The sequence below is a fragment of the Runella sp. genome, from assembly GCF_965279615.1.
GTDB lineage: Bacteria > Bacteroidota > Bacteroidia > Cytophagales > Spirosomataceae > Runella.
In genome coordinates, this window is the sequence record NZ_OZ257252.1 from 6,010,611 (window position 1) to 6,024,152 (window position 13,542).

The 13,542-nt window shown below is 44.5% G+C and carries 6 protein-coding genes; all 6 read left to right on the top strand.

The features are described from left to right. The first annotated feature begins 263 nt into the window (after window positions 1–263). The 6 genes from ACQY73_RS25230 (at window position 264) to ACQY73_RS25255 (ending at window position 13,463) form a co-directional block, all read left to right on the top strand. Window positions 264–3,629 (top strand): SusC/RagA family TonB-linked outer membrane protein, encoded by a 3,366-nt coding sequence (locus ACQY73_RS25230; RefSeq protein ID WP_428656366.1) that lies wholly within the window; start codon window positions 264–266, stop codon window positions 3,627–3,629. A 29-nt stretch (window positions 3,630–3,658) separates the two neighbouring features. Beyond that, window positions 3,659–5,296 (top strand): SusD/RagB family nutrient-binding outer membrane lipoprotein, encoded by a 1,638-nt coding sequence (locus tag ACQY73_RS25235; RefSeq protein ID WP_428656368.1) that lies wholly within the window; start codon window positions 3,659–3,661, stop codon window positions 5,294–5,296. A 362-nt stretch (window positions 5,297–5,658) separates the two neighbouring features. Then, entirely contained in the window at window positions 5,659–9,072 is a 3,414-nt protein-coding gene (locus ACQY73_RS25240) for a SusC/RagA family TonB-linked outer membrane protein (protein WP_428656371.1), read from the top strand. Window positions 9,073–9,094: 22 nt separating this feature from the next. Next, entirely contained in the window at window positions 9,095–10,732 is a 1,638-nt protein-coding gene (locus ACQY73_RS25245) for a SusD/RagB family nutrient-binding outer membrane lipoprotein (protein WP_428656373.1), read from the top strand. An 84-nt stretch (window positions 10,733–10,816) separates the two neighbouring features. Further along, window positions 10,817–12,061, top strand: a complete 1,245-nt coding sequence (locus ACQY73_RS25250) for a hypothetical protein (protein ID WP_428656375.1) — start codon at window positions 10,817–10,819, stop codon at window positions 12,059–12,061. Window positions 12,062–12,113: 52 nt separating this feature from the next. Further along, a complete protein-coding gene (locus ACQY73_RS25255; protein ID WP_428656378.1) occupies window positions 12,114–13,463 on the top strand; it encodes a PhoPQ-activated pathogenicity-related family protein in 1,350 nt (449 codons plus the stop codon). Window positions 13,464–13,542 lie beyond the last annotated feature (79 nt).

The window sequence follows — 13,542 nt, forward strand, 5'->3', positions numbered from 1 at the left end:
GGAATAACTTGCCGAGCTTGGGCAATTTCCTTACATTGTAGAATAATCCTGCCATTTTTATTACGCTATTTTTCTGCCTTAAAAACCATACTGCCGGGGAGCTGTAAAATGGTGTTATAAAGCCATATCAGCTTGATTTTTAGCCTAATGCCTATTTTTTTTCTCGCACTTAACAAAAAAATAATCTTCTCGGCAATAGTACATCTACCGGTAAAAGCCGTATTTAAGGGTACAATTAAACTACTTTAAATATCGAAAAAAAGATGAACTACAACTCTATTTTAAAACGAACGCTAAGGCGTTTGCTTCTGATGACAATAGTTGTGGGAGGATGTTTCGCCACAACTTGGGCACAGGTTCGCACCGTAACCGGTAAAATTACCACTAAAGAAGACGGTTCCGGTATGCCCGGCGTCAACATTGTCCTGAAAGGAACACAGCGCGGGTCAAGCAGTAACGGTACAGGAAATTACTCTATTGAAGTAAGTGGAAACAATCCCGTGTTGGTTTTTTCATTTGTTGGTTATAGCCTTGTTGAAATACCGGTAGGTACACGCAGCGTGATCGACGTAACCATGGAACCCGGAGCGGAAAATCTACAGGAAGTCGTTGTAACGGCGTTGGGTATTAGCCGTGAAAAAAGATCGCTGGCGTTTTCAGTAGGTGAATTGAAATCGGAAGATATCGTTAAAGCGGGTAACCCCAACTTGATGAAGTCGTTGGACGGAAAAGTGAGTGGGGTCAACCTGACCAACATCAGCAGTGATCCTACTTCTTCAGTATTGGTCAACATTCGGGGTACGTCGGCGATGCCAACCTTGAGCGATGCCAACGTTTCGCTGAAAAGCCAGCCGTTGTACGTCATTAACGGTATTCCCGTAGGAACTCAGTCGTTTACCAATAAAGACGGCGTTGACTTCGGAAACATTCTCTCTCAGTTAAACCCGGAAGACATTGCTTCGGTCACTATTTTGAAAGGCGGCAGCGCGGGTGCACTGTATGGCGCAGAAGGTGGTAACGGTGTTGTGATGATCACTACAAAATCGGGCGCAGGTCTTAAAAAAGGGATTGGCGTGAGCTTTACTACTTCAGCTACTGCCGATAAAGCCTACCAATTCTTTCCTGAGCAAATGAGCTACGGACAGGGAGAACGGGCGTATGAATGGCAATACGATAATACAGATACCTGGGGACCGAAATTGGATGGTAAATTTTCGTCTAATTATTGGGACGTAGCCGCAAAACAGTGGAAAAACGGCCCGATGGTTTCTTCTAATGAAGACCGTGTACAGGCTTATTTGCGGACAGGAAACACTGTAACGAATACAATAGGGGTAACGGGCAATTATGACAAAGGCTCTTTCCGCTTTTCGGTATCTGATATGAATAACAAAGGTGTAATGCCAAATACCAAGACAGATCAGAAATCTTTCAGTTTGAATACAACCTATAACCTGACGAAAGACGTAAGGGTTTCGGTAAGCGGAAGCTACATTAAAACGTTCACCCCCAACAAACAGAATACTACCGGTTCTAACAGCGTATTGAACGATCTGTTGTTCAATATTCCGACCAACTTGCAGTCGCTGGATCAGATGAAAGATTATTGGATGCCGGGTTTTGTGGGTATCAGACAAAACGGCGCCATCATGAAAGACAACGGTATCGACGTTTCTCAAAATAACCCTTGGTGGAACACATACGAAAAAATCCACAAATTTGCTCGTGACAACTACTTCGGTAAAGTACAGTTAGACTGGCAATTGGCCAAACCGCTTTCATTAATGTTGCGTACAGGGATGCAGAACGTGAAAGAAAATTATGAATTGAGACAATCATGGGGTGGTAAAGGTGATGCATTCGGACAATTCGTGTCAGGAACCAACAGCAGCATTGAAGCCAACACCGATGCAATTCTTACCTACAATAATACTTTTGGTAAAATGTCGGTAACAGTAGCCGGCGGAGGTAACTATCGCTACACCAATGCCGAATCAATGGAGATCGTCGGTGGTGACCTGAGTTCACCTGCGTTGTTTACGTTAGGTAACATCAAAGCAGGAACCCTGACCGTAAACGGAAACCCTTACTTGGTAGGAAAGTCTGTCAGCGCGTATGGAACGGCAAATTTTGGTTATGACAACCAATTATTCCTGGAATTGGCCGGCCGTAACGACTGGAAAGGTGCTTATGCACAGGAAAAGATCAGTTATTTCTATCCTTCGGCTTCTTTGAGCTGGGTACTTTCTGAAACGGTCAAACTTCCGTCGGTATTTAACCTCGTGAAAGCCCGTTTAAACTATGCTGATGTAGGAAACGGACTGGTACGCAAAAGATCTATTGATACGTATAGCTATGATGCAAGCCCTTGGGGTTCTATTAATACAGTAAGCTTGAATGCTTCCATTGTTGATCCTAATTTGAAGGCACAGCACTCGGTTTCAAAAGAGATCGGTACGGATATCTGGATGTTCAACAACCGCATCAAATTTGATTTTACGTACTTTATAAAAGACCAAAAAGACCAAATTGACAATATCCCATTGGTTCAGGGAACAGGTTATACGGGATTATTGACCAACATCGGTGATGTGCGTAACAAAGGATTTGAGTGGGGATTGAACTTTACACCTATCAAAACCAAAGACCTGACGTGGGATGTTTCGGCCAGCTTTACGCATTATAAAGCAACCATCACTCGCCTGTCTGACAAATTTGCCCCTGCAGGTTATGTATTCGCCAGCTACGATGGTAAAACCAAAGTAAAGATCGCCGAAGGAGAAGTGATCGGAAGTATCTACGAAGAAAGTCCGATTTTACGGGTGAAAACGGGAAAATATGCGGGTATGCCATTGTTGGATAATTCGGAAGGGAAAATTCAAAAATCAAGTGACGAAAGAGATCGTGGCAAATTGGGCAACTTCAACCCTGATTTCATTTTAGGTTTGAACACAACCCTTAAATACAAACAATTTACACTCGGTCTGGTTGGAAGTTTCCGCAAAGGAGGCAAGTATGTATCGGTTAACCAGCAATATGCTGAGTCAAACGGAAGAGCAAACACGACGTTGGGGTCGGGCGCAGACAACCCTTGGTGGGTAGGTGGACGTGATGCTGAAAACGGCGGATTGGTTTGGCCGGCAGAAGGTGCCAGTGAATACGCGGCTATCAACAACAACAATGATGACAAACGTTCTAATTTTCAGGATGCAAGTTATGTAAAAGGGGTATTCCTCAATCCAAACTATACGGGCGATCCTGCCAAAGCAACAGATGCTGACTATATCGTCAACGGTGCTAACCCTAAAAATACCTTCTACGATTTCCCTTACAACGGATACGGTGATATCATCTGGAACTTCTCAGCAACCAGAACATACGATGCAACCAATTTCAAAATGAGAGAAATTACCCTTGCCTATACATTGCCAAGAGCGATTACGACAAAATACAACCTTAACAATGTAACGTTCGCGTTGATCGGCAGAAACGTATTTCAGTGGAATGCTTCCGGTCGCAACGAAGATCCTGAGTCGGCTTTCTCAGGGGTAGGTACTAACCAAGGTATCCTTAGAGCTACTTTGCCAAGCATTCGTTCTTATGGCTTCAAGCTGTCTCTTGATTTTTAATCTTTAATTTTCATTGTACGATACAAGATATGAAACCATTTTTTAAAACATTCGCAATGGTCTTACTGGCAGGGATGTTTTCCTGTAGTAACGATGAATTACGGATCAACGATACCGTGCAGCAATTGGATGCGGTAGAATCGGTCAATGACCCCTATTTGTTGGCTTCCGTTATCAAGCAAACTTCGCTCTTTTACCAAAATATGAGCTTTGATAACCGCAGACTTCCCAGTGCTGTACAGCACATGCAAAGTAACTATCAAAGCAGCGATAACTTCTATGCCGGCTTTAGATCGCCCATCGACGATATGTATTCGGCCATGAATATCCTGAAACTGGTGGATGGTTCCATTGGATTGGCTGATAAAAGAGCTTCTAAAACGCACAAAGGTATCTTTGTTACTTTCCGCGTATTGCTGTTCTCGTTCATGACCGATTTTTATGGGGATGTATATTACACAGAAGCACTAAAAGCGCGCGAAGGAATCTTGTATCCTAAGTATGATAAACAGCAGGCAACGTATACCGGTTTGCTCAAAGAACTGGATGATGCTACGGCGCTGATGACGGCGGGTACAGAACCCATCGACAAGAGCTATGACCTGATGTTTGCCGGTGACAAGACAAAGTGGATCAAATTTGCCAATTCCCTCAAGTTGCGTCTGCTTATGCGTGCTTCAGGTAAAATGACGGATGCAGGCACCAGAATAACTACTTTGTTGAATTCACCTTTGCTTACCGATGCCACCGAGAACGCTTCCATCGCTTATGTAGGCGTAACGGCCGATAACTCTTGGAAAGGCGGCAACATCAACTGGGGTTCAGTAGACGAGTTCAACAAAAGAAGACCCTGCAAAACGTTGGTGGATAAATTAGCGGAACTGAAAGATCCCCGTATGAATGTATGGATAGCTCCCGTTGAGAATCCCTGGACAACCGATAAAGCGCAAAACGGTGTTACGGTAACAACGACTGACCCGAACGGATTTACGTATACTTCTAAATGGGAATACCTGGATCTTACCAATAAGGAAATCGCGGCTCAGACCTCAAATATCACCGATACCGACAAGCTTTATGTTGGATTCATTGCGGGAATGTTGAGTGACTGGAAAAACGGAAACGGGCACTACAATACGGCCGCAGGGGGTGTTGTGGGTAACTTTAAAGTTTCTCAGTTCTCTCAATTGTTCAGACAGAACAAACACAATTTGCTGAAAGCCCAGATCATGAACAGCGACGAAGTACAGTTTCTTCTGGCTGAAGCAGCCGCAAAAGGCCTGATCTCAGGAAGTGCCGATACGTATTATCGCAAAGGAATTACCAACTCAATGCTTCGTTGGGGCGTAAAACAAGCGGATATTAATACTTATTTGGCTCAGACAAGCATTGCCCTCCCTGCTGATAAAGCAGGCCAATTGGCAAAAATTGCAGAACAAAAATGGTTGGCATTGTTCACTGTTTCGGCAGAAGCTTATTTGGATCTGCGCAGAACCGGCTTACCAAACATTTTCAACAACGGACGTTTGAGCGGTTTTCCTTTCCCACTCCGTTATCGCTATCCGGGCAATGAACTGGGACAAAACAGAACAGCTTATGACCTCGGAGTAGGCACGTTGGCACCGGCAGTTGATGACCAATTCTCAAAGATTTGGCTATTACAATAAGAATAGAAAACAGTGGTAAATTCTTAGTTAATAGAAAGTAATAAGCACAATTGGTAGTTTGCTGAGAGGCGGAGGTATATACTTCCGCCTCCGTTTTTTTGGGATAGTTTTAACATTTTCCGACGAGTTCGTCCGGGAGTTAATGAAAGAAGCACAATTCATTAATCGCAATTGGCTGATAGATAATACCTTAACTTTTATACTTTTTTGTAGGCATAAATTCTCAAGATGAAGAAATTGTTATAATATTTTTAATTTATCGTTAAATAGTACATTTTTTTAAAAAAATTCTTCATGCAGAGTAGTCTTATTATTGGGTTTGCCGGTATTGAGGTATAGAACTTCTTTAACCAATAAGGACCATGATTATTAGCTCTACTTTTCTACAACGTACGTTGAGGTGTTTGCTTAGTTTGACAGTGGTTGCGGGGTTGTGCTTATCTACGGCTTGGGCACAAACTCGAACTGTCACCGGCAAAATCACCTCCGGGGAAGACGGTACCGGCATGCCCGGGGTGAATATTATTTTGAAAGGAACTCAAAAAGGAACCACTACCAACGGTACCGGAGCCTATTCGATTGAGGTTTCAGGGAAAGATCCGGTTTTGATTTATTCGTTTGTGGGATACACCGCCCAGGAAATAGCGGTTGGCGCCAGAAGCGTCATCGACGTTTCTTTGGCGCCGAGTGCTGAAAACCTCAAAGAGGTAGTCGTAACGGCGCTTGGAATCAAACGCGAAGAAAAGTCACTGGGTTATTCGGTAGGAAAAATTGACAGCAAAGAGCTCAACCGCGTAGCGCAGGAAAACGTCCTGAATGCCATGGCGGGGAAAGTTGCCGGGGTAACAGTAAGTTCGACCGGTGGTACAGGTTCGTCGGTGAGTATGGTGATTCGGGGAGCAACTTCTCTCGGTAGCGACAACCAGCCGCTGTTTGTGGTTGATGGCGTACCTATTGCCAATACACTTAATAACATCAGTCAGGTAGGAACGGATAACAGAGCGGATTTTGGTAATTCCATCTCCAGCCTTAACCCTGATGATATCGAAAGTGTTTCCATCCTGAAAGGGCCAAGTGCGGCCGCCTTGTACGGCTCACGTGCCGGCCACGGTGTAGTATTGATCACTACCAAAAGCGGAGCAAAGGTCAAAAAAATGACCGTATCCATTACCTCCAACACTGTTTTTGATAATCCTTATAAATTCCTGAAATGGCAGACCCAATTTGGTCCGGGTCAATATTCGGCTATTCCGGCGTCGGTAAGCGGTAATCCGCTCAGTAACCCTTTCGGGAAATTGATTCAGGAAGAAGTTGGAGCTACTTACGGTGCAGCGTTAGACAAAGGGTATTCAGAAGTACAATGGAACAGCCCGCTTGATGCAAACGGAAAACCCATTGCCATGCCTTTGGTTTCTCATGCCAACAACGTAAAGAACTTTGTTCAAACAGGGATTACAACCACCAATGGTGTATCGGTAGCCAACAGCAACGATCTTTTTAACTATCGTTTGTCGTATTCAAATATGCAGAACCGGGGAATTATCCCTAATTCCGATCTGTTCAGAAACACGATTAACCTGAATACATCGGTAAAAGTCAACGAAAAACTCAGACTTAGCAGCAACCTTGATCTGAGCCGTTCCAATTCCAACAACCGTCCTGCCGGTAACCGTGGTACCAACCCGCTTCAATGGGCGTATGCGGTTTCTCCCCATATTGATATCACTGATCTTAAAGACTATTGGTTGCCCGGTCAGGAAGGACTTCAGCAGCGTTCACAATACAAAGGAATTTGGAACAACCCTTATTTCTTAGCCTATGAGGTCAACAACAGCTTTGTGCGTGATCGCGTTTTTGGAAACGTACGGGCCGACTGGCAAATTACGCCGGAGTTTAGTCTTATGGGCCGCTATGCCGTTGATACGTACAAAGAAGAACGTGAGATGAAAGTGGCGAATAGCTATACCGGCGACCCACGCGGTGCCTATGGTTTGATCAATATTGCCAATTTTGAAAGCAATGCCGATTTTTTGGCTACTTATAAAAAAGACCTGAAGAGTTTTAACTTTTCAGTATCGGTTGGTGGAAACTCCCGTTATCAGAAAGGTTCTAACGTAACCAACGCTACAAAAAGCGGAACCGGTTTGATCGTACCCGGCGTGTATAATATCCAAAATATCGCCCCTGCCAACCTGGACTACAACAGCAGTTGGTTTCAGCGTGCTATGTACAGTGTTTACGGATTGGCCAATATCGGTTTCAAAGACATGATATTTCTGGACGTAACCGCTCGTAATGACTGGTCGAGTACCCTTCCTGCAGCCAACCGCTCTTATTTCTACCCATCGGCTTCGTTGAGTTTGTTGGTCAATGAAATGTTGCCATTGACGAGCCAGATCAGTATGTTAAAACTGAGAACAGGATTTGCGCAAGTAGGTAACGATGCCAATCCTTATCAATTATTGGGAACGTTGGGCAATGCCGGTACATGGGATGGTGTTCCTCGTTTATCGACTCCCGGTACGCTCCTTATCTCAGACCTGAAACCTGAAATTGTAACTTCTTACGAAAGCGGAATCGATTTGAATTTATTCAAAAACCGTTTGCGCTTCTCGGGTACTTATTACATGGTTGAAAACCGTAACCAGATCCTGAGTACTAAACTCCCTCCTTCGTCAGGGTATTCGTTGAAAAACATCAATGCAGGTTTGCTCATGAGCAAAGGGTTTGAATTGAGCTTGGGCGGAACCATCGTAGATAAAAATAACTGGAGATGGGACTTGAGCACTAACTGGACTCGTAACCGTACCACGATCAAGTCGCTTTCTGATGATCTGCCTTACTATACTTTATGGACAGATGCCAAAGGCGGAGCATGGACATACGTAGGCGAGCAGATCGGAGATATTTATGACGCCAAGATCGTAACGGTCGAAAACAAAGAATCTCCTTATTATGGCTATCCTATCTTAGATCAAACGGGTAAATGGCAGTCAATTGATGCTATCAACACTAAAAATAAGATCGGTAACTTCAATCCTAAATTTATCATGGGATTGCAAACATCGGTTTCGTACAAAGGCTTTAGCCTAAGCATGTCGTTTGACTGGAGAAATGGCGGTGATTTTGTATCACAAACCTATCGTTACGGCGAAGAGAACGGCCAATCTCAATTGTTTTTGGATAAGCTCATCAACCCTAACGGCTTGACCGGTGATGCGTTGCGTAATTACTTGGTTGCCAATCAGGACGAACTTATTCGTATTCACGGAAATTATTTCCCATTGGTAGGTGGACCAACGCCTGATTATGGCGGTTATCCTTTCAAATACGGCCCATATACCTTGCCGCATGGTGGTGTATTTATTCCCGGTGTACTTGCTACCGGGTATGATGCCAACGGTAACCCAACCGGCTTTAAAGAAAACTTAGGCGGAACAGGTACTGCTATCCTTCCATTTGCGGGCAGCACGGCATGGTCATTTACAAGAGCGTTTTTGTATGATGCTTCTTTCCTCAAATTGAGAGAGATCACATTAGGCTACGATCTGCCTCAGAATTTGTTGAAAAAAGTAGGGGTACAAAGTGCTAACTTCTCGGTCTACAGCAGAAACATCATTCTCTGGACAGCCGCTAAAATTAACATTGATCCTGAAAATGCATTCCAACCGGAAGCAGGTGTTCAGGGTGGCAGCCAATTCAAACAGGGGATCGAACGTTACAATGTTAACCCTTGGGTGATTCCTGTCGGAGTTAAATTGAATTTAACATTCTAAGAAAACATTAACGGATAAAGTGATGAAATTCAACACATTTAAAATTACCTGTTTCGTGGCGCTGTTTTCTTGTACGGTATTTTCCTGCAAGGATCTTACCGAACTGAACGTGAACCCCAACGGGGTTGATCCCGCCACTGCCAACCCCAACCTTGTACTGTCAACGGTATTGACCGAAGCCGGAAAAGCATTTGTAAACTTAGGCTATCAGGATCTTGCCGGAGTAATGCAACACACTCAAAAAGATGGGTGGAGCGGTAGCCACAATGATTACGATTGGGGTGGTAGCCAAAGTTGGGCCGGTTACTACGATATTTTGCGTAACAACCAGTACGTGTATGACCGCGGCGTTGCCATGAATTCTGAATTGCATCAAGGCATTGCCTTGGTAATGAAGTCAATGATGTTTGGCCTGATCACCGATCTATGGGGAGATGCACCTTATACCAATGCGCTGAAAGGCTCTGTTGGAGGCGCCGAAAACACATTCCCTGCCTACGATTCGCAGGAAGTGATCTATACCGGTATTCTGGCCGATCTGGAAAAAGCCAATACGTTGCTTTCCAAAAACGCAACCGATTATACGGTTACTGTCGGTACTGCCGATGTGTATTATCAGGGTGCCCCTGCTAAGTGGAGAAAACTGGCTAATTCGTTGGCTCTCCGTTATTACCTGCGTATCTCATCTAAAAAACCGGACGTTGCCAAAGCCGGTATTGAGAAAATTATTGCCAATGCTACACAGTACCCTATCATAACTGCGATTGCCGACGATGCCGCAATGCCTTTTGCGGGAAACAGTGAATCAGATTCATGGCCTGCCACTACGGCATACGATGCCAGCGAAAGCAATTACCGTCGTATCAAAATGGCTGCTACCTTGGTAGACAGACTCCTTGTTTTGAAAGACCCACGTTTAGGAATATGGGCTAACAAGGTACAAATTCAACTCGTTGTTGACCCAACTCTTCCAAAAGGAACCGATAAGATCGACGGCAACAAGCGTTATTTGTCACCTGATAAAGTAGAGGGGAAAGAGTACAATACAAACGAATACGTTGGACTTCCAACAGCCATGTTGGGTGGGCCTACCTATAACCTAAGCCCGACTGCTGAACAAGGTGCCAAAAATCCGCACGTTTCCTGGTTGAATGATATTTATCGTCAACCCAAAGGCACATTGTTGAAATCGCGGTTGATGTCGGCGGCAGAAGTACGTTTTATTCTGGCCGAAGCGGCATTAAAAGGCTGGGCTGCGGGTGATGCCAAAACCAACTACGAAGCCGGTGTTAAAGCGTCTTTTGATACTTGGGGCGTAACGAGCGGTTATGCAGCCTATATTGCCGGAGCTGATGCTAAATACAATGGCACGTTGAAGCAGATCATTGAACAAAAATGGATCTCCAGCTGGACCGCAGCACAGGAAGCGTGGTTTGATTATCGTCGTACCGGTTTCCCTGAACTGAAAACCGGTTCACAATCGAAACGCAGTGTACTGCCTGTACGATTCTATTACATGCTGGACGAACGTAATTTGAACAAAACAAATACTGAATCAGCAATGAGTAAGCTTGAAACTACGTCTTATTCAACCATTGACGGTAAAAACAGTCCATGGTCAAAACCATGGGTAGTACAAGGTACAGGTAAACCTTGGTAATTTTTTGGGTTAGTTGAACAAAAAAAGGGTGGAGCATGTCCACCCTTTTTTTACTCTTTTTCGAAAACTATGCGTTCTATTTGTATGAAAAAAATAGGTTATTTACTTCTCTTTTTAATTTGTTATACTGCCGGTGCGCAAGAGTTTAAGGCTGCGGCTACGTTGCGCCTTATTACTCCTAACCCGTTGCTCCCGGTTTCGGGAGGCATTGGTACGCCCAAGAAAGCAACGGAGAAAAAAGGTGATTTGTTTGCCCGTGTGCTGGTGCTGGAAAAAGCAGGCACTCGCGTGGCAATCGTTAGCGTGGATAATTTAGGTTGGTCCTCCATTCTGGGCAATCGCTCAAGGGCATTGATCAAAGGCATCCCGCCCGAAAATGTGTTGATCGGCTGCACACATACGCACAGCGGCCCTGATGCGTACGCGTTTCCCGACCAAAGCGGTAAAACATCGGCGGATTTAAATTATCTGGAAGATTGTGTCAAAAAAATTGCCGAAGCAGTCAACGAAGCAGTAACCAAATTGGAGCCGGCTTCGTTGAAAATCGCCGTTGGCGAAGCAAAAGGAAAGATCGCTTATAATTACTACGCTGCTGACTTATACGACCCTCGTTGCGGAGTCATTCAGGCCATTTCCAAATCAGGCAAACCCATCGCAACGTTGGTAAATTATGCCATTCACCCCGAAGTGATCGGTTCGGGAAGAGGTATTTTAAGCCCTGATCTGTGCGGGCCATTGTACGACCGCATCGAATCGAAAGGCGGTGGCATGGCACTGTTTATGAATGGTGCACAGGGCGGTATGGTCACAGCAGATACACGCCGCGAAGCAAATACCGAGGCCAATACGTGGGAAGAGTGCATTCGTATCGGTGAATTGCTTGGCGACGAAGCTTTGCGTATTATAAGTACGGCCTCACCCATCGAAAATCCGGCGTTGTATTGCACGTCTCGGAAGGTAGAGTTTCCCGTAGAATCAGACATGATGAAATACATTCTTAAAAACTCTCCGCTCAAACACCCCAATGCAAAACCTGACGCCGTCAGCGCGCAGTTGAACCTACTGAACATTGGGCCTGCTCAGATTCTGACCATTCCCGGCGAAGCCCTGCCGAACATTGGTTTTTACCTCAAACGGCACATGAACACCAAATTGCCTTTCCTTTTTGGATTGACCAACGACGCTTACGGCTACATGCTCACCAAAGTGGATTTCAACAGTTTCAAACGCTACGATTACGTGAGCCGTACCAGTTTGGGCGAAATGACGGGCGAACTTTACATGGAGTATGCCCTCAAATTGGTCAAAGAAAGCCCCAAACCTGAATAAAAGGCTGAAAAATTATTTGTTAACCGTAATACTTCCTCAATTCTTAAAAACCATGCGTAAATCATTTTTTATTGCCTTATTCTGCCTTTTTGCAGGCGCTTATCAACTCAACGCCCAACAGGCAATTACTCCCGAAACAGCCCTGAAAAGTTACATTAACAACGGAGATAATACCTTCACTTGGGAACTCAAAGACTCTTTCCCAATGGGTGATGATGTGACAGGATATAACTTGCTGTTGACTTCTCAAAAATGGAGAGGTATCACGTGGAGACACCAATTGACCGTTTTGGTTCCCAAAGAAAACCTGCACGATGGGGCAATGTTGTTCATTACGGGTGGCTCAAACAAAGAAGAGCAACCTAACTGGAGCAAAGCGGATAAAATGTGGATTCCGCTTGCGGGAATCGCTTCCAAGAATAAAGCCATTGTGGCATTGCTGAAACAGGCACCTAATCAACCGCTTTATGGAAAACTGACCGAAGATGCCTTGATTTCTTATACCTTACACAACTTCAAAAAAGACGGTGATTATTCATGGCCGTTGCTTTTTCCAATGGTAAAAAGCGCTGTAAAAGCCATGACTGCTGTTCAGGAGTTTTCGAAACAAACGCTTAAACACGACGTAAACGGCTTTCTTGTAACGGGTGCATCGAAGCGCGGTTGGACCACTTGGCTGTCGGCAGCCATTGATGATAATCGGGTAAAAGCCATTGCTCCAATGGTGATCGATATGCTGAATATGCCGGCTACGCTTGAGTATCAATTGAAATCTTACGGCGAATACAGCATCCAGATCGAAGATTATGTAAAACTTGAAATTCCGCAATCGGCCAATACGCCCCAGGGAAATGCCATTACGACGATGGTAGATCCTTACTCGTACCGCGCCAAATTGACCGTCCCTAAATTGATCTTTATCGGAACCAACGATGAATACTGGACGGTGGATGCTATTAAACATTACTATAGCCAAATTCCCGGCAAGAACATGATCCATTATGTACCAAATGCCGGCCATGATCTTGGCGGCGGTGCACAGGCGATGGAAGCATTGAGCGCGTTTTTTGGTACTACGTTGGATAAGAAAGAGTACCCAACGCCTACCTGGAATATCTCTTCCACCAAAAAAGGAATCAATCTGGCGATTAAAACGGCACCAAGTGATCTGGTGGATGCGGTGGTTTGGACGGCCAATTCGACCGACAAAGATTTTAGAAATGATAAATGGACAAGCCGCAGTCTTGGTATTTCCAATAAATCAAATATCAAATTGCAGGAGTCATACACCGGCAGCGGCTACAAAGCATTTTATGTAGATATGAAATACAAGAACCCAAAAGGAGGTACCTATACTGTCAGCACGCGCGTATTTTTGACCGATCCCAAAGGCGTATTGTAGGGTAAACTATAGATTTGTGAGGATAAAAAATAACTAATTGTCATATCTTTTATTCAATTATGTTGTATTTTTGCACCCA